Annotated in this window: 15 protein-coding genes; 12 read left to right on the plus strand and 3 right to left on the minus strand. The window is 57.4% G+C overall.

What is annotated here, in order from left to right; all coding sequences use genetic code 11:
• Window positions 1–148 precede the first annotated feature (148 nt).
• Window positions 149–907: an SDR family oxidoreductase gene (locus JOE39_RS14345; protein WP_003313516.1), complete on the plus strand. Its 759-nt coding sequence runs from the start codon at window positions 149–151 to the stop codon at window positions 905–907.
• 54 nt (window positions 908–961) lie between these two features.
• Here the strand turns inward: JOE39_RS14345 and JOE39_RS14350 are convergent, their stop codons facing one another.
• The gene (locus JOE39_RS14350) at window positions 962–1,969 is read right to left on the minus strand and encodes a DUF481 domain-containing protein (RefSeq protein ID WP_003395309.1); all 1,008 of its coding nucleotides are present in this window, start codon (window positions 1,967–1,969) and stop codon (window positions 962–964) included.
• 157 nt (window positions 1,970–2,126) lie between these two features.
• On the opposite strand from JOE39_RS14350, the gene JOE39_RS14355 reads away from it, so the two are divergent.
• The 9 genes from JOE39_RS14355 (at window position 2,127) to JOE39_RS14395 (ending at window position 13,316) form a co-directional block, all read left to right on the plus strand.
• Window positions 2,127–2,483, plus strand: a complete 357-nt coding sequence (locus JOE39_RS14355) for an MGMT family protein (RefSeq protein ID WP_003313518.1) — start codon at window positions 2,127–2,129, stop codon at window positions 2,481–2,483.
• 54 nt (window positions 2,484–2,537) lie between these two features.
• The gene (locus JOE39_RS14360) at window positions 2,538–4,088 is read left to right on the plus strand and encodes an AmpG family muropeptide MFS transporter (protein ID WP_004416219.1); all 1,551 of its coding nucleotides are present in this window, start codon (window positions 2,538–2,540) and stop codon (window positions 4,086–4,088) included.
• A gap of 28 nt (window positions 4,089–4,116) precedes the next feature.
• Window positions 4,117–4,449: a hypothetical protein gene (locus JOE39_RS14365; RefSeq protein ID WP_010423822.1), complete on the plus strand. Its 333-nt coding sequence runs from the start codon at window positions 4,117–4,119 to the stop codon at window positions 4,447–4,449.
• A gap of 314 nt (window positions 4,450–4,763) precedes the next feature.
• A complete protein-coding gene (gene tssI, locus JOE39_RS14370; RefSeq protein WP_010423820.1) occupies window positions 4,764–7,325 on the plus strand; it encodes a type VI secretion system Vgr family protein in 2,562 nt (853 codons plus the stop codon).
• Window positions 7,322–9,358: a DUF3274 domain-containing protein gene (locus JOE39_RS14375; RefSeq protein ID WP_209995763.1), complete on the plus strand. Its 2,037-nt coding sequence runs from the start codon at window positions 7,322–7,324 to the stop codon at window positions 9,356–9,358. Before tssI ends, JOE39_RS14375 begins: the two co-directional genes overlap by 4 nt.
• Window positions 9,355–11,043, plus strand: a complete 1,689-nt coding sequence (locus JOE39_RS14380) for a DUF2875 family protein (RefSeq protein ID WP_210078614.1) — start codon at window positions 9,355–9,357, stop codon at window positions 11,041–11,043. The genes JOE39_RS14375 and JOE39_RS14380 overlap by 4 nt, the downstream gene beginning before the upstream one ends.
• The gene (locus JOE39_RS14385) at window positions 11,040–11,309 is read left to right on the plus strand and encodes a PAAR domain-containing protein (RefSeq protein ID WP_210078613.1); all 270 of its coding nucleotides are present in this window, start codon (window positions 11,040–11,042) and stop codon (window positions 11,307–11,309) included. The genes JOE39_RS14380 and JOE39_RS14385 overlap by 4 nt, the downstream gene beginning before the upstream one ends.
• A gap of 48 nt (window positions 11,310–11,357) precedes the next feature.
• A complete protein-coding gene (locus JOE39_RS14390) occupies window positions 11,358–12,896 on the plus strand; it encodes a DUF2875 family protein (RefSeq protein ID WP_210078612.1) in 1,539 nt (512 codons plus the stop codon).
• 84 nt (window positions 12,897–12,980) lie between these two features.
• Complete coding sequence (locus tag JOE39_RS14395) at window positions 12,981–13,316, plus strand: hypothetical protein (RefSeq protein ID WP_010423807.1); 336 nt, start codon at window positions 12,981–12,983, stop codon at window positions 13,314–13,316.
• A 172-nt stretch (window positions 13,317–13,488) separates the two neighbouring features.
• Here the strand turns inward: JOE39_RS14395 and JOE39_RS14400 are convergent, their stop codons facing one another.
• On the minus strand, window positions 13,489–14,319 hold the full coding sequence (locus tag JOE39_RS14400; RefSeq protein ID WP_210078611.1) for a mechanosensitive ion channel family protein: 831 nt from the start codon (window positions 14,317–14,319) through the stop codon (window positions 13,489–13,491).
• Window positions 14,320–14,440: 121 nt separating this feature from the next.
• Window positions 14,441–14,920 (minus strand): YajQ family cyclic di-GMP-binding protein, encoded by a 480-nt coding sequence (locus tag JOE39_RS14405; RefSeq protein WP_003304827.1) that lies wholly within the window; start codon window positions 14,918–14,920, stop codon window positions 14,441–14,443.
• 169 nt (window positions 14,921–15,089) lie between these two features.
• Between JOE39_RS14405 and JOE39_RS14410 the strand changes: the two genes are divergently transcribed.
• Together JOE39_RS14410 and JOE39_RS14415 are read left to right on the plus strand one after the other, a co-directional pair.
• Entirely contained in the window at window positions 15,090–16,010 is a 921-nt protein-coding gene (locus JOE39_RS14410; protein WP_046719020.1) for a putative 2-dehydropantoate 2-reductase, read from the plus strand.
• Between the two features lie 44 nt (window positions 16,011–16,054).
• Entirely contained in the window at window positions 16,055–18,091 is a 2,037-nt protein-coding gene (locus JOE39_RS14415; RefSeq protein ID WP_210078610.1) for an ATP-binding protein, read from the plus strand.

Genomic DNA, 18,091 nt, shown 5'->3' on the forward strand with positions numbered 1-18,091 from the left:
ACAAACGTGTATCGGTGTATTTCAGGGCCAGGCGGCCCGCCCGAGACGAACGCGTAAAAACAGCCTATAACGTGCTCTGGCTATGGCATAAGCACTCGCAACCCGCCAGTGATGCCATGGAAACGATCAACTGTGATTGGGCACGCATATGGAATTGAAAGACAAGCTGATAATCATCACCGGCGGCTGCCAGGGGCTGGGCAGAGCCATGGCCGAATACCTGGCCGGCAAAGGCGCCAACCTGGCGCTGCTGGACCTCAATCAGGAGAAACTCGATCAGGCCGTCGCCGCCTGCGAAGCACTCGGGGTCAAGGCTCGCGCCTATCTGTGCAATGTTGCCAATGAAGAACAGGTCGTCGACACGGTCAGCAAGGTCGCCGAGGATTTCGGCGCCATTCATGGCCTGGTCAACAACGCTGGCATTCTGCGTGACGGCCTGCTGGTCAAGGTCAAGGATGGCGAGATGACCAAACTGAGCCTTGCGCAATGGCAGGCGGTGATCGACGTCAACCTGACCGGCGTATTCCTCTGCACACGTGAAGTGGCGGCGAAAATGATCGAGCAGAAGAGTCAGGGCGCGATCATCAATATCTCGTCGATTTCACGTGCGGGCAATATCGGACAGACCAACTACTCGGCAGCCAAGGCCGGTGTGGCGGCTGCGACGGTTACCTGGGCAAGGGAACTGGCGCGCTACGGCATCCGTGTGGCGGGCGTGGCGCCTGGGTTCATTGAAACCGAAATGACCGGCAGCATGCGCCCCGAAGCCCTCGAGAAGATGACCTCGGCGATCCCGCTCAAGCGCATGGGCAGGCCGGACGAGATTGCACACTCGGTGGCTTATATTCTGGAAAACGATTATTACAGCGGACGCATCCTTGAGCTGGATGGCGCGATGCGAATCTAGTCAGCCCGTAAAAGCAGCAGGCGACGCACAGGGTGTGCGTCGCCTGCCCTTCGCTTACCAGCTTACGCCGAAGCCAGCGGTGTAGCGTGTCTTGTCGACATCGCCATTGCTCGAACCACTGATGACGTTCTTCTCGGCTTTCAGGTTAAGCGACGCCCAGTCGGTCACCTTGTAACGCAGCCCCGCTTCGACATCCAGCGAGTAGTCGGCGACGGCACTCAGCGGTTTGCCCAGCTCGCCGTTGGTGAAGAACTCGACCTTCTTGCCGATCAGGTAGCGGTTGTAATCCCAGGTGCCGGCAACGGAATAGAAGTTTTCCTTCTCGTCGTTGGAGAACTCGAAATCGGTACGGTTGAGCAGCGCACCGACCTTGAATGCACCCAGTTCGTCATCCCACAGCTGGTAACCTGGACCGGTACCGACTACGCGCTGACGAGACAGATCCTCGACCTTGTCGCGTTTGTAGCTGACGCGACCATCCCAGAAAAATTTCTCGGTCAGGAAGCGGTCCAGCGAGTACTCGGCGCTCCAGTTGTCAGTGCCGACCACGTCGTCGGTGGTCTCGCGGTTGTAATCGCCCTTGGCGTTGTGACGCCAGTCGCCATGGCGAGCCGAGGTCTTGAAGGCGACGTTGTAATCATTGGTATCGTTTTCGGCCTGCTGGAAATCCAGCGCCGCATCGATGTTGCCTTTCCAGACAAGATCCGTGATAACCGGCTTGGGCTTGATGATCTGATGGATACTTGCCAGCTCGACGGTTTTGGGTGCATCGCCATTGGCCAGCACGACCTTGCCATCATCCGCTGCCTGCAGCGAATTGGAGACTTCGCCGCCATGCTCATCCTGCTTGACCAACAACGGCTGATCGCTTTTCAGGGTCTTGACCTGCTTCCAGTCCAGCGCGATAGCGCCACCGTATTCGGTTTGCAGCAATAATTTGCCGCCGTCGAACACCTTGATTGTGCCGGTCAGGCGGTCGCCATTCTTCAACCAGACGGTATCGGCAAGCAATGGAGTGGAAACAGCGGTGATTGCAAGGCACAACAGGGTTCTGGACAACATAAGCGATAACTAGGCTCTGTAAGGCGGGAATCAGGCATTTTCCTGCGGGGAGGTGTCGGTGCGATCCATGTACCATCAAGCACGGTGGTAACTGACAGCCCGGAGAAGCAAAAGTTCAGCGAACAGCAATCAATAGCGTTTTATACAGGATTATCGCGTGGCAGACTCGGACTTGACATTACTTTACCCGGCAGGACAGTCGCCGAACGAGGCGCGACGCACCGCCCTCTACCTGACGATGGCGCAGATACCGGAAGGCAAAGTGGTCGCCTACGGGCAACTCGCCGAACTGGCAGGCCTCGGTCGCGCAGCACGCTGGGTGGGTCGTACGTTGAGCCAGTTGCCGGACGGTTCTTCGCTGCCCTGGCACCGGGTTTTGGGCGCCGGTGGGCGGCTCAGTCTGCCGCCTGGCAGCGTTTCGGGTGACGAACAACGGGCACGTTTGCGCGCCGAGGGCGTGACCATTGTGAATAATCGGGTTGATATGCAGCGCCATGGCTGGCGTCCCCTATAGCACAGCGGTTAGAGTGCGCCCTTTGTTTTCGTAACCTGAGGCAGATTCCAGCCCATGCCCCGTAAAACCTGGCGCGCCGCGCTCGCCGCATATGCCAGCCCGTCGACATTAGTGTTACTGCTGCTCGGATTCGCTGCGGGCATGCCTTATATGCTGGTCTTTTCGACATTGTCCGTGTGGTTGCGCGAAGCCGGTGTCGCGCGCGAGACCATCGGCTATGCGAGCCTGATCGGCCTTGCCTACGCCTTTAAATGGGTCTGGTCGCCATTGCTCGACCAATGGCGTCTGCCCCTGCTTGGCAAACTCGGGCGGCGTCGCTCCTGGCTGGTGCTGTCCCAGAGCCTGGTGATTCTGGGCCTGATCGGCATGGGCTTCTGCGACCCGCAAAAGCATCTCTCGTGGCTGATCGCGATTGCCGTGGTGGTCGCCTTCTCGTCCGCCACGCAAGACATCGCCATTGATGCCTATCGCCTGGAAATTGCCCAGGACACCCAACAGGCTGCCCTGGCCGCCAGCTATATGTCCGGCTACCGGGTCGCTGCACTGCTGGCGACTGCGGGTGCGCTGTATTTCGCCGAGGGCTTCGGCTCGACGGGCTTTGCCTACAAGCATTCAGCGTGGACCGGCACTTATGTGCTGTTCGGACTGCTGATGCTGCCCGCTCTGGTCACCACGCTGATCATGCGCGAGCCGCCGGTGCCGCTGCGCACCCAGCTGTCGGCAGCGCGCTATGGCTTTACGCACCAGTTGGCCTCGGTGTTCGTGCTGATTGTGCTGCTGGTCTCCGTACCGGCGATGTTTACCCAGCTTTACAATACCGACTTCGCCAGCGTGCTGTTCAACGGCACCAGCTGGATGGACCTGTTGCTGGAAGACCGGGCGTTTTTACGCGCGATTCTCTACACGCTCCTGACCATCGCCTGCCTGTCCTCGATGGGTCGCCGCGGACTGGCGCCGGTTCTCACCCCGATCAACGACTTCATCATGCGCTACCGCTGGCAGGCGCTGCTGTTGCTGGGCCTGATCGCGACCTACCGGATGTCGGACACGGTGATGGGCGTCATGGCCAACGTGTTCTACATCGACCAGGGCTTTACCAAGGACCAGATCGCCAGCGTCAGCAAAATCTTCGGCCTGATCATGACCCTGCTGGGGGCCGGTATCGGCGGGCTGCTGATTGTGCGCTTCGGCATCATGCCGATCCTGTTCATCGGTGGACTGGCCTCGGCTTCGACCAATATCCTGTTCCTGTTGCTGGCGGACATGGGCCCGAACGTGAAGATGCTGATCGTCACCATCTCGCTGGACAACCTCAGCTCGGGGCTCGCGACATCGGCGTTCGTCGCCTACCTGTCGAGCCTCACCAACCTGAAATTCTCTGCCACGCAATATGCCTTGCTCAGCTCCATCATGCTGCTGCTACCGCGCCTGCTGGGCGGCTATTCCGGTGTGGTGGTGGAAAAGTACGGCTACCACAACTTCTTCCTGATCACCGCGCTGTTGGGCATTCCGACGCTGGTGATGATCATCCTGCAATGGAACCGAGAGATACGCACGGCGAAGACCGAGCCGCCTCAAGAGGCTTCCGTTATCGACAAGCCCTGATCTCTGGCTACCTCATCAAGGAACAACATTGGACACCGAAAACAAAGCACGCGCTTTCAACCCCGTTCCCCTGATCCTTATCAGCCTGGGGATCTGGCTGCCGATCATCGGCACCCTGCTGAGCTCCTACCTGTCACAGGATCCCGCGCCCCCTTCCGGGCCAATGGCCTTCGGCGGCGCGGTGGTTCTGCTCGCACAGGTGGAGATCTTCGCCATCATCTTTCTGCTGGTTTATGCGTTCGCCGTAAAACCGTGGAGACTTTCCACAACCGTACGCACCGTGTTCTTGATCAATGCAGTCGCCGCCTTCGTCGCGGCAATCGGCATTATCGTTACGCTGGCCAATATAAGCCTGCAGTAATCGCCGACTAAAAAAGCCCTGACGCTCACGCGCCAGGGCTTTTTTCATATAGCGCGCGCCCTCCCCTTAAAGTCTTTCCTCCTGGCGTCTCTCATCACGCCGTAAGAAACGCACTACAGCTTCTTATGAATTGGCCGACGACATTGCTAGCCATTCTTCACTACCTCACTGCGGCATCAAGAGTAATGTCGCTCAGTAATGGCCCTTTGCAATTTAACTGTGTGCCCCCGGAAAGAACTCTATAGACTCACCCACCTCTCTATATCAGCACTATCGCCCGGAACGAGCGGCTGGTGTTATATAACGGAGCAACAATGTTAAAGGATCTAACGGCGCTATTTGCGCCACAAAACCGTCGCCTGATCAAGCTGACGACCGTTGCCCGTGACGAACAGGAACTCCTGCTGGAACGTTTTTCCGGTACTGAAAGCCTGTCCGAGCTGTTCAGCTTCGAGTTGTCGATGATCAGCCGCGATGCCGGCCTGGAGCTCAAATCGCAGATCGGCCAGCCTGCACAGCTGGCAATAGAGCTGGCCACCGGCGAGTCGCGCTTCATCAATGGCTATATCAGCACCTTCAGCCTGGAAGGCAGCGACGGCGGTCTGGCACGTTACAGCGCCACACTGAGCCCCTGGCTGTGGATGCTCTCGCGGCGCGTCGACTCGCGGATATTCCAGGAACAGACCATCGAAGCCGTTATCCGAACGGTATTTGCGGCCTATGGTGCGCTGCCCGATTTCGAGTTTCAACTCAGCCAGCCACTCAAGACGCACAGTTACATCACCCAGTACCGTGAAAGCGATCTGACCTTTGTATTGCGCTTGCTGGAACACGAAGGGCTATTCTTCTATTTCGATCACAATCAGGAAAAGCACACGCTGATCATTCTTGATCACTCGCGTGACCTGTCACCCCTGCCGCAACAGCCCACCATTCGTTATCACAGCGCATCCGTTACCGAGACAGCGGATTCGATTACCGAATGGCGCAGCCATCGACGTCTGCAATCGGGGCGCATGTCCATTCAGACTTTCGATTACAAGCAGCCGCGCAATTCGCTGCCGGTTGGCATGCCGAGCCTCAATGAGCAGGGCAACGTCGATTCGTATGAAGTGTATGACGTGCTCGATCACTACAGCCATGGCACCTTCAATGACGGTGAACGCCTGGTACGTCAGCGTCTGGAGGCCATTGAAGTTCAGGGCAAGACATTCACCGGCAACAGTAACTGCCGCGCAATGTACCCTGGCCACACCTTTGAGCTGACCCAGCATTTTGATCATGACCGCGGCTCCGCTGAAGATCGCAGTTTTCTGCTGATAACGGTCAAGCATGAGGGCAGCAACAATTACCTGTCGGACGAAAGCGCAGGCTACACGAACGAGTTCGTGTGCATTCGCCACAAGATTCCCTACCGTCATCCGATTACCGTCCCGCGCCCGAGCATTGCTGGCCCGCTGAGCGCCATCGTGGTCGGGCCGGAAGGTGAGGAAGTATTCACTGATGAACTGGCGCGGATACAGGTCAGGTTCCATTGGCAGCGCGGCGACAGCCTGCCACAAGGCACCACCTGGCTGAGGGTGGCGATGCCCAGTGCCGGTAGCGGCTTCGGGCATCAGTTCATGCCACGCATCGGCCAGGAAGTGCTGGTGACGTTTCTGGCAGGCGATATCGACCGGCCTCTGGTGACGTCGGTGCTCTACAACAACATTAATCTGCCGCCACGCTTCAGCAAGGCCTCGGGGCTGCCCGGCAACCGCACGCTGTCGGGGATCCGCACCCAGGAACACAAAGGCAGCGGTTTCAACGAACTGCTGTTCGATGACACGCCAGGCTCGCTGCGCGCACGCATGGGCACGACCCATCAGGCCACCGCCCTCAACCTGGGCAAACTGACCGACCCTCGCACTGACGGCACCGCCCAGCCACGCGGCAACGGCGCAGAACTGCGCACCGATGCCGCCATCGCCCTGCGTGCCGCGCAAGGCATGTTGCTGACCACCTACGCGCGTACCGACGCAAAAGGCTCACAACTGGACCGCGAAGAGCTGCTCAAACTGCTGGCCGAGTGCGGCGAGCTGTTCAAATCCCTCGGCGAAACCGCAGCCGCACGTGGCGGACAGGCGGTGGATGTCAAAGGTATAGAAGCCTTGCGCCAGTCGCTCGATCAATGGCCCGCGCCGGATAATAACGGCCTGGGCGACCCGGTACTGGCCATGACCGCAGCAGCAGGCATCGCCAGCGCCACACCACGCTCGCAGGCTCACTATGCCGGTGAAAATCACGACACCACCGCGCAGGACAACCTGCAATTGACCAGCGGCGCGGCCATGCACCTGCAAGCGGGCAAAGGGCTGTCAGCTTTCGCCCAGGACGCAGGCATCAGCGCCATTGCCAACCGCGGCAAAGTACTGGTTCAAGCGCAGGAAGACGACATCGCCCTCAATGCCCAGAAAAACCTGCACGTCTCGGCCGTCGAAGGCGAAGTGGTCATCACCGCGCCGACCATCCGCCTGGTCGCCGATGACGGCAGTTACATCAAGATTGGCGGCGGCGTCGAGATTGGCTCGCAAGGCAAAGTCACTGTGCACGCCAGCGAACACGACTGGATCGGCCCCAAGACCGACAGCGCTGCGATCCCCTCATTCGGCCGCGACCCCGCCGCCCAGCAGGTCACCTTCCACTACCCCGGCCACAGCGAACAAAGCCCGCGGGCAGCAGCGGATCACTCGTATGAAATCAAACTGGAAGATGGCAGCCTGGTGAAAGGAATGACGAACGCAGACGGACTGACCGAGCGCGTGGAACGCGAAATGATGCATCAGGCGCAAGTATCGGCACTGCGCAGCGGCACACCGAAAGGAGGTGCGCAATGAACGGCGCCGATGAATACGCCGTTGCCCAAAGCAACACACGCCTGATCCCCAACCTCAACACCACCTGCAAAATGGAAGTGCCCGGCGATTTGCCAGGCGTAGTGATCTTTCTGCACGGTGTGAATGACCCGGGGGCTTCTTATGAGTCGGTGGAGACCGGTTTGTGTCAGGGGGTGAATGAGCGGCTGGATCGGCCGGATCTGGTGGCTGGAAGGTATGGGGTAAGGTACAACGAGGCAAAAAAAGTGCCCTACGAGGAAAGGGACAGTGATCAGAAAGCCATGCTCGATGATCCTGACACCTATCTTTATCGGCGCGACGCATCTGACCCGAAAACCCATAGCCTGTTGATTCCCTTTTATTGGGGACATCGGGCAGCACCCGATCAAATCAAGCGTGATAACGCGGGCGATCCGTTCAGAATGCGTAATCAGTTTCAGGACATCAACGGCAACCGTCTGGACCGCCACTTTGCCAAGGCGGGAGGTTTTATTGCCAACGCGACCAATAACATACCGGATGTCTATGGTGAAGGTTTTAGGCCCAATCTGAAAAGCATCGCTCTGGAAACGTTTAAGCCAGACAACGCTTTATATTTTGGTCACTCGCCAGCGCGGCACTATTGCGTATTGGCGGCTCACCGTTTGGCTATGCTGATACGCGAGATCCGTCGCGTGTCGCCTGACGAGACAATAACAATCATGGGCCACAGCCAAGGCACGATAGTCACCTTGCTGGCGCAAGCGTTGCTGGTAGATGGAGGAGACCGTTGCGCAGATACTTTTATCATGGTTGATACGCCTTATTGTGTGTTGCCTGGTAACACTCCCAAAGACCAAGACACATTTTCAACGCTAGTTGGGATCGTAACTGCGATAACAAATAAGCCACACACACAACCAGCCATGTCAGAACTCAGGGACGCTAAAACCTACTGCGGCAGAAGCGGTTCGCGATGGTCACCCACTCAAGGTATCCGCAAAAATAAAGTGGGCAGCATGACAGTCTTTCCCGAGCGAGATAACCGAGGAAAGGTGTATCTGTATTTCTGCCCGGATGACACCACTGTCTCACTGGATGACGTCCAAGGCATCGGGACCTATGGAATGCCTGATGCTCTACCTGATGGACGAATGGCAATGATGGTGCTCCAGCAACTACGCTTCTATCAACGCATGTGGACTAAGCGCCATCGCTATGGTGAGCCGATCCTGATCGGCAACACGCCACAACCCGAACTCATGCGTGCCTCAGGCGAAGCTCGATACCCAGGTAGCTCATTTGGAGCCGGTATGATTGCCCGCGCGCCCATCCCAGAAAGGCAAGAACGCCTTATTAATGCCGAAGCGCTGACTCCGCCTCATGAACCAGAAATGTTCGGCGGCGAAGCGGAAACTGGCACACCAACAACTTCAGGCTTGGATAGACCAGACGACGTTGGCAAAAGCGTTGCGTTAGGGAAGGACGCCGCTACGTTCTTATGGATAGAAATGCCCACTGAATATGACGGTCCAAAAGTGACGAAGCGCCAAGCATTAGAACGCTTCAACGCGCTTTCTGATGATCCAGAAAAAAAAACCCGCCAAGTACGGGTAGGAAGACCCAGAAACTATGCCAACGTTTTGACAGGGTATATTTACCAAAGGGAAGAAACGCCAAAAGAAGCTCGAGATCGTATGGAGAAAAACCGTGATGCATGGAGCGAAAACTCCTATCACTCAGGCATACTACGTAGCCCGGAAAATCATCGCTGGGTGACTGCAATGGACATCGCTATTGGCCAAGCTAAATGCTTGGATGATCCGGCAATGCGTGATGTGCTGGTGGCGATTGCGGATTGGAAGATCGACGAGGCGCAATTTTCCACAATTAGTGAGTCACCAGGCTGGGAAAGGCTCAGTGAGGAAGCTCAGGATTTAGTCAGGGCTAGCTACCTGTACTATGAAGAAGGGGAGTTCCCTTCAACGGATCTAGTTTCACTAACTCCGCCGCAACTTACCCAGAGCGCTCCTAAATCTCGGGGTGCCCAATGATCGATCGTCCACAAAGCATGCTACTTCGCCCGAAATTGAAAAGATATTTCTGGGCAACCGTAGTTTTGCAGGTACTTTGGCTTGGATTTGTCCTGCTTGTCTACCTAAAAGCACAGGAAAACGATATGCAACTTCGTGACATAAACCCAGTAATGCGGTGGGGCATCGCAGGCATTTTAGGCTTGGTTTTGCTGGTCTATAGCGGACACTGGTGGGGGAAAGCCATCGCCCATGAGAAAGCTGAGCTGGCAGCTTATAGAACAGAGGTTACAGCTCAAAAGAACGAGCAAATGGCAACTCAGCAACGGACATATTCGCTGGAAATAAGAGGAGCGGGAATTGCCATTTTTCACGATAGCCAATCAGAAATTTGGAGTTTCATAAAGAAGAAAAACAATAATTTTACATCCATCTACTCCAATGACGCCAAGGACTATGATGCCTCGCTTGACTCACGCAAAATTAGCAGAGATATAAAAATTCGTGCAGCTTTCCAGCATTCGGCTGGCGACGCGATCGCCTATTGGCCAATACCCGTGTTCGCACTGGGGCCTCCGAATCTATTCGATAAAGCCTATAGAGCTGCAGGCTTGATCAACTCTGGCCGAAATGCAGCAACACTGGGAGTTGCGCTGTTTCTCTGGCAGGACGATGAAAGCACTACCCATGCACAGGCCATGATCGAACGACTATTTAATTTTTTCGACGACAATTCACAGGTGCCACAGGCCCTCATCGCAAGCAGAGATGGAGATATTACTCGTGACGTTTATCGAAAGCCTGGGACACCGGCACTGCAAAACGCCCAAGTAGTACCGACAATATTCGAAAGTATGACCGGACTGCTGGTCGCTCGTTCGGACCGGGTGGACAGGTATATTCGCCCTTACGCGACTCAAGAACCCGAAGACAATCAAAACAAAAATACTGACCTGGGCAAACTGTGGGCTTTCTACTGGGATCAGCCGCGAAAGTTCAGAAAAATATATGAGGATGCAGAAAAAGCCAAAGGAGTTAAAGCTCCGCTCGCCCCCGGTACGATATCGACCGCCTACTGGCAATCCCAACTCCCCAACCTCTGGAAAACCATCAGCAACCGTGGCCCTGGCAACTTCGAGCCCTCCCCCTGGCTGCCGATCCGTTGGGGTCAGCATCAGGTCAAGGAGTTCGATGCTGCGCCGGTACTCGGCTATCTGCACCGCCCGATCAAGGCGCCCATGCAGGATGAAAACGGCAAGCGCCTGAAACCGGCCTTGCAAGCCAAAGCCCTGCAAGCAGCGTGGGTACAGGCGCTGGACACGCTGCCCGACGGTCAGAAACCTGTGCGGGTGTTCTACGACAGCACCAATAACCCAGAAGCCGAAATCGCCCTGAACAACGCCCTGCACGACCTGAACAAGGACGGCCACGGTCTCGAGCTCGGCAATGTCGAAGAAGGCTACGACATCGGCCGTCGTCTGGGGAATACCGGAGTTAGTGGTGCGCTGGTAGAAATCAATCTGGCGACCATCGCCAGTTACAAGGATGGCGGCGTCAGTGCCGTGGTCTACGCCGGCACCGATGGCAGCCTGACCGTACAAATGGTCCGCCCGCCCGATGACGCCCGTAAAGCGAAGAACAGCCAGAACCGCGGCGCAGATCCGTTCACCTTCGGCTCGCCAACCGGCGGGGCACCTGCAGAGTGAGTTATCCGGTCTGCCTGGGCGACGCCACCAGCAGTGGTGGCCGAGTGGTGTCCTGCCAACTGGCAGGCACCCATACCATCAACGGCAAGCCTCCGGCCGTGCTGGGCGACAAAGCCACCTGCCCGCTTCATGCGGGTGAGTTCGCCTTTATCGAAGGCCACCCCACCCGAAAGCTGAACGGCATCCCGGTGGTCCTGCACGGCCATCGGCTGGCGTGCGGCTGTCAGGGTGTGGCCAGCCATGCCATGAATGTGCAAGTGGTCTAGGGGTTTTATTTGTGATCAGGCTATGCAAGGGAAGCACAGGAAAACAACATGGAACTGCGTGACATAAATTCAATAACACGCTGGGGTGTGGCAGCGGTTTTAGGCATCACTCTCTTCGCGTACAGCGGACACTGGTGGGGCAAAGCCGTCGCACATGAAAAAGCCGAGCTAGTCGCCTACAAATCCAAAGTGATGAGTCAGGCATCAGAACAGCAAGAGGCGCAAAAACGAAATTATTCGCTAGAAATACGCGGAACGGGCATCACCGTCCATGACTGGCATCAATCGTCAATCTGGCGAGAAATAGTCGCGAAGAACAACAACTTTGTATCCATATACCCATCATCCCCCAAAGAATACGATTCAGGCCTGAGCTCGCGCGAGATCACTAGAAGCATAAACACACGCGTGGCGTTCCAGCACTCCGCTGGAGAATCTGTTGCGTATTGGCCTGTCCCAACATTTGCAATCGCACCTCCCAAACAGCCTTCAGACACGGGAGCTGCAAGTAACATAATGAGTGGTCGAAATGCTGCGACCCTAGGAGTCACTCTCGTTTTGTGGCAAGACGCTGAAAATACTACTCATGCTCAAAAAATGCTTGAGCGTTTATTCCGTTTTTTTGACGACAACCCCAAGGTGCCTGAAGCGCTAATCTTAAGTGAAGATGGTGATGTCACGCGAAACGGTTTGCGCGTGGCCGGCACTCCAGGCCTGCAAAAAAATGCTCAAGTAATACCCTCTATATTCGAGAGCATGACCGGGCTGCTGGTCACTCGTTCAGACAGGGTAGATCGATATATTCGTCCCTATGCGACCGACGAAACGGAAGACAATCAGAACAAAAACACCGACCTAGGCAAGCTTTGGGCTTTCTACTGGAATCGTGATGACGCATTTACAGAACAGTACGAAAACGAACAAAGAGCCAAGGGCGTTGTAATTCCACTAGCCCCCGGCACCATGTCCACCGCCTACTGGCAATCCCAACTCCCCACCCTCTGGAAAACCATCAGCAACCGTGGCCCCGGCAACTTCGAGCCCTCCCCCTGGCTACCAATCCGCTGGGGTCAGCATCAGATCAAGGAGTTCGACGCTGCGCCTGTTCTCGGCTATCTGCACCGCCCGATCAAGGCGCCCATGCAGGATGAAAACGGCAAGCGCCTGAAACCTGCATTGCAAGCCAGAGCGCTGCAAGCCGCCTGGGTGCAGGCGCTGGATACCTTGCCAGATGGTCAGAAACCTGTGCGGGTGTTCTACGACAGCACCAATAACCCGGAAGCGGAAATCGCCCTGAACAACGCCCTGCACGACCTGAACAAGGACGGCCATGGTCTTGAGTTGGGCAATGTTGAAGAGGGCTACGACATCGGTCGTCGTCTGGGTAATACCGGGGTCAGTGGTGCGCTGGTCGAGATCAATCTGGCGACCATCGCCAGTTACAAGGATGGCGGCGTCAGCGCCGTGGTCTACGCCGGCACCGATGGCAGCCTGACCGTACAAATGGTCCGCCCGCCCGATGAAGCCCGCAAAGCGAAGAACAGCCAGAACCGTGGCGCAGATCCGTTTACCTATGGTTCACCGTAAGTACGAGCCGTGCGAGAGGTGTGACATTTCACTATCGAAGAAAAAACCTGCACGCCAACTGGATAGAAAAACAAGGATCGAACAATGACAACAGAAGCTGAAAATCATATCGGCCACTATTTTCTTCTCACGCTCATTGGCTTGGGAATCTGGCTGCCCATTAGCGGTATAGCCCTTTGTATATACGTGCTTCAAACGGCCAGCAATTTAGGCATGGGCGCGCTGACTGTCGTCGGAACGATATTCTCACTCCTGGGCATAGAGTTTGTCGCAACTGGAATGTTGCTTATATACGCCTATTTGAAGAAACCGTGGAGACGCTCCAGAAAAATCCGAACAGTTTTTTTCTTACATGCCTTGGCGGGAGGCCTGACGGCAACGTCAGCCTTTGTGTGCTTTTTAATCATCAAGCTGCAATGAGTCCCAAAAGTCACACCCAAAAATGTCTGATCTATGTAGACGCAATATTCAAGCAGACGATGATGAGTCGGCCATAAAGGCGGTAACCGCCACAAAAGACCAGCCTTTAACGAACGCATACAAAAAAGCCCCGACTCTCACGAGCCAGGGCTTTGTCTTACCGCACAGACCACTATTCCTGAACCATCCGCACAATCCGCTGCGGCAGTGGGATCTCGATGCCTGCGTCCTTCAGGCGGTCGCGTGCTTCGATGTTGAACATCGACGTCACGTCGCCCATGTCGCCACTGCTGGTCCAGACACGCAGGGACAAGGTAATCGCGTTCTCCCCCAGCGCTGCCACGACAGCCTGGGGGGCCGGGTCCTTGAGTACGCGCGGGTCGTCGGCCATGTCCAGCAGGACCTGCAAGGCCTTCTTGAGATCGGCAGCGTGGCTGACGCCGATGTCGAAGGTGATCTTGCGGGTTGGTTGACGGTTGGTGTTGGTGATGATGCCGTTGGACAGGTTGCCGTTGGGAATGATCACGGTACGGTTGTCGCCGGTGCGCAGCACGGTGTGGAAGATCTGGATGTTGTCGACGGTTCCCGACACACCCTGGGCTTCGATCCAGTCACCGATACGGAACGGGCGGAACAACAGAATCAGCACGCCACCGGCGAAGTTCGCCAGGCTGCCTTGCAACGCCAGACCGATCGCCAGACCGGCCGCACCGATTGCCGCCACGAACGAGGTGGTTTCCACGCCGATCATCGACGCGACGCTGACCACCAGCAGGATTTTCAGAATGACGTTGGCCAGGTTGCTGACGAAGCCCTGCAAGGCCAGATCGGCGTGTCGCAAGGCCAGCAAGGCGCCCAGTTTGCCGGTCAGCCGGTTGATCAGCCACCAGCCTACGCACAGTGTGACGACTGCCAGCAGCAAGCGGCTGCCGTACTCCATGATCATCGGAATCCAGGCCTGCGACGCTTGCCACAGATGACCGACTTCTGCGTTTAAATCCATCGTTATCTCCTTACTCGTCACGAACTGCGATCAAAACTACGGCGGCCTGCCGTCATTTCAATGCTCAGGGCGATTCGGACTGGCGGGGGAACGCAGGGTTCCCCGGCTTTCAATGCAACGATCAGTCGCGGAAGTTGTTGAATTGCAAAGGCATGCCCGAATCGTAGGCACGCAACGCTGCGATGGCTTCTTGCAGGTCGTCGCGCTTCTTGCCGGTCACCCGCACCTGCTCGCCCTGAATGGCGGCCTGGACCTTGAGTTTGGCTTCCTTGATGTGGGCGACGATTTTCTTCGCCAGCTCCTTGTCGATGCCTTCACGCAGGATGACTTCCTGCTTCATCAATTTGCCGGAAGCATAAGCGTCCTTGATCTCGAGGCACTTCGCGTCGATCTTGCGTTTGACCAGCGCCAGCTTGAGGATTTCGATCATGGCCTCCAGCTGGAAGTCTGCTTCTGCAGTCAGCGTGACAGTCAGTTCCTTGAACTCGAACGTGCCTTTGCCTTTGAGGTCGTAGCGACGGTCCAGCTCTTTGATAGCGTTGTCGACGGCATTCGTGACTTCGTGTTTATCCAATTCGGACACTACGTCGAACGAGGGCATGTATGTTCTCCAGATAAACGGCGTGCGCACAATTCGGGCACGCATGACTTGACGGTGTGAAAGAACGCTCATTATAACGAGACTTTTCCCGCGTTCACTGTGAGCCTTCCATGCACATCCTTGTTTTCACCTTCTGCAGACCGCTTCAGCGCCATAACGTGCCGCTGTGATGGCGGTGACATGGCATGTTCTCGGTGCGGGCAGCCTGGGCAGTCTCTGGGCGACGCGACTGGCACGCGCGAATCTGCCGGTGCGGTTGATCCTTCGCAACGCGGATCGGCTGGCCGCCTATCAAGCCAATGGCAGCAGCGTGACGCTGGTCGAGAACGATATTGCCCATGCGTACCCGGTCGAAGCACAGACCGCCGACCATCAACAACCTATCGAACGGCTGCTGGTGGCCTGCAAGGCTTACGAGGCCGAGCAGGCTGTCGCTCAGCTGGCTCCGCGATTGACGGCGCAGGCTGACGTCATCCTGTTGCAGAACGGCCTGGGCAGCCAGGACGCTGTGGCGGCGCAAATCCCCCACGCGCGCTGCCTGTTTGCCTCCAGCACCGAAGGCGCGTTTCTGGAGTCGGACTGGCGAGTCAGGTTCGCTGGCCATGGTTTCAACTGGCTGGGTGATGTATCCGCCCCGACAGCCCCCGCGCTTCTACAGGACTTGCACGACAGTGGCATTCCCCACGAATGGACGCCGGACATCCTGACCCGCCTGTGGCGCAAGCTGGCACTCAACTGTGCGATCAACCCGCTGACGGTCCTGCACGACTGCCGTAATGGTGGCCTGCTCGAGCACCCCTGCGAGGTCGCCACGCTGTGCGCCGAGCTGAGCGATCTGCTGGGCCGCTGCGGCCAGCCGGCGGCTGCGCAGGAATTGCATGCGGAAGTGCTGCGGGTCATCCAGGCGACCGCCGCCAATTACTCATCCATGTACCAGGATGTGCTTCACGGGCGACGCACCGAAGTCAGCTACCTGCTGGGTTACGCATGCGCAGCCGCAGCGCGTCATGGCTGCCCGGCACCGCACCTGCAGCATTTGCAGACGCGTCTGACCGCTCATCTGGCAAGCAAGGGTTTGCGTACCGACTAGCCCGCGCTACCCTGCTCGCATCACCCGTCACTGCGACTTGCCCAATGCCTTTGCGCCAACGCCTGGAAAACCTGCCAGTCGGCCAGAAACTGCTGGCTGCCCTGCTGGTCCTGATGACCACCGTACTGCTGGTCGCCAACCTGACCTTCATCAGCGCGGCCTATTACATCTCTCAGGAGGCGATGGCTCCGCAGGCCCTGCAGACCATCGGTCGGCTGATCAGCAGCGCCAACCTCAACGAGCGGGCCTTGTACTCGCCGAACGAGGCGCGCGCGCTGCTCAAGGAGCTGAGAAGCTACGGACCGTTGCGTGCCGCAGCCCTGTATGACAACAACGGCGAGCGGCTTGAACAGATGCATCAGGGCGAAAGTCTAGAGCTGCCCAAGCACTTCAAAGACATGGACAGCTGGCGCCTGACCGAATTTCGCAGCACGCAGGTCATTACCGTACCGAAGGGCGATGAGCCGCCAGGGCACTTGTTGCTGGTTGCCAGCAGTGAGCTGCCTCCTGCGTTCTACACCGGCACGCTGACCGCCAGCCTGGGCATTCTGGTGTTCAGCGTGCTGCTGTGGCTGGTGGTGGCGCGGCAGATTCGGCGCCTGATTACTGAACCCATTTATCAGCTGGAAGAATTGTCCCGGCAGGTGACCCGCGAAGAGAACTACGCACTCCGCGCAGAACCCGGTAACGAGGATGAAATCGGCAGCCTGGCCGAGGCGTTCAACACCATGCTGTCGCGTATCGAAGCACGCGAACAGCAACTCAAGCGCGCGCGCGACGACTCGCAGGAAGCCTACGATCAGGCTCAGGGGCTGGCCGAGGAAACCCGCCACACCAACCGCAAGCTGGAGCTGGAAGTCCAGGTGCGCAGCAAGATCGAGAAGAAGCTCACCGGCTTCCAGAACTACCTCAACAGCATCATCGACTCGATGCCCTCGGCGATGATCGCGCTGGATGAACAGTTGTACGTCACCCAGTGGAATCAGGAGGCGACGGCATTGTCCGGGACGACCCTGGACGAAGCGCTGAACCAGCCGATCTTCCTGGCCTTCGAGCCGATGCGCTCGTTTCTGCCGCAGATCAAACACACCGTCGAGCGTCACAGCGTGACCAAGATCGAGCGCGTGACCTGGATCAAGAATGACGAGCCCCGCCACTACGCTCTGACGTTCTACCCGTTGACTGGCGATGCCGGGCGCGGCGTGGTGATCCGGATCGATGACATCACCCAGCGCATATCGCTGGAAGAAATGATGGTGCAGTCGGAAAAAATGCTGTCCGTCGGCGGTCTGGCAGCGGGCATGTCGCATGAGATCAACAACCCGCTGGGCGCCATTCTGCACAACGTGCAGAACATCCGCCGGCGGCTGTCTCCGGAGCTGCCGAAGAACATCGAGCAGGCCGAGGCCGACGGCGTCGATCTGGCGCAGGTCAACCATTACCTGGAAAGCCGCGAAGTGCCGAAACTGCTCGACGGCATTCAGCAGGCCGGTGCCAGGGCTGCAAAAATCGTCAGCCACATGCTCAATTTCAGCCGCCTGAGCAGTCGTCAGTTATCGCCCTGTGACTTGCCGGCCTTGATCGATCAGGCCGTGGAGATCGCCAGTAACGACTTCGATCTGACCATCGGTTTCGACTTCAAGGGCCAGCACATCATCCGTCAGTTCGACCCCGAACTGGGCCCGGTGCCGTGCATTGCCAACGAGCTGGAGCAGGTGCTGCTGAACCTGCTGAAGAACGCCGCGCAGGCCATCCACCAGCGGCCGGAGAGCGAAGAGCCCGGGCGCATTACCCTGCGCACGCGCCTCAATCCGCCGTGGGCCGAGATTCAGGTCGAGGACAACGGCATCGGCATGTCGGAGAACATCCGCAAGCGTACGTTCGAGCCGTTTTTCACCACCAAGGAAATCGGCCAGGGCACCGGGCTGGGCCTGTCGGTGTCCTACTTCATTGTCACCAACAACCACAAAGGCCAGATGGAGGTACATTCCTCTCTCGGCACAGGCACCTGCTTTACGCTGCGTCTACCGCTGGTGGCCAACCAGGTGAGCGTTCAGCAGCAGGTCATTTCAAAATCCTGA

Origin of the sequence: Pseudomonas sp. PvP100, assembly GCF_017833055.1 — a bacterium.
In the GTDB taxonomy this organism is placed as follows: domain Bacteria; phylum Pseudomonadota; class Gammaproteobacteria; order Pseudomonadales; family Pseudomonadaceae; genus Aquipseudomonas; species Aquipseudomonas syringae.

Bases quoted from the DNA above. Each gene is read 5' to 3' on its own strand.
- JOE39_RS14350 (WP_003395309.1), bottom strand. From the start codon at position 1,969: ATGTTGTCCAGAACCCTGTTGTGCCTTGCAATCACCGCTGTTTCCACT.
- JOE39_RS14390 (WP_210078612.1), top strand. From the start codon at position 11,358: ATGGAACTGCGTGACATAAATTCAATAACACGCTGGGGTGTGGCAGCG.
- tssI (WP_010423820.1), top strand. From the start codon at position 4,764: ATGTTAAAGGATCTAACGGCGCTATTTGCGCCACAAAACCGTCGCCTG.
- JOE39_RS14400 (WP_210078611.1), bottom strand. From the start codon at position 14,319: ATGGATTTAAACGCAGAAGTCGGTCATCTGTGGCAAGCGTCGCAGGCC.
- JOE39_RS14395 (WP_010423807.1), top strand. From the start codon at position 12,981: ATGACAACAGAAGCTGAAAATCATATCGGCCACTATTTTCTTCTCACG.
- JOE39_RS14360 (WP_004416219.1), top strand. From the start codon at position 2,538: ATGCCCCGTAAAACCTGGCGCGCCGCGCTCGCCGCATATGCCAGCCCG.
- JOE39_RS14375 (WP_209995763.1), top strand. From the start codon at position 7,322: ATGAACGGCGCCGATGAATACGCCGTTGCCCAAAGCAACACACGCCTG.
- JOE39_RS14415 (WP_210078610.1), top strand. From the start codon at position 16,055: ATGCCTTTGCGCCAACGCCTGGAAAACCTGCCAGTCGGCCAGAAACTG.
- JOE39_RS14380 (WP_210078614.1), top strand. From the start codon at position 9,355: ATGATCGATCGTCCACAAAGCATGCTACTTCGCCCGAAATTGAAAAGA.
- JOE39_RS14405 (WP_003304827.1), bottom strand. From the start codon at position 14,920: ATGCCCTCGTTCGACGTAGTGTCCGAATTGGATAAACACGAAGTCACG.
- JOE39_RS14410 (WP_046719020.1), top strand. From the start codon at position 15,090: ATGGCGGTGACATGGCATGTTCTCGGTGCGGGCAGCCTGGGCAGTCTC.
- JOE39_RS14345 (WP_003313516.1), top strand. From the start codon at position 149: ATGGAATTGAAAGACAAGCTGATAATCATCACCGGCGGCTGCCAGGGG.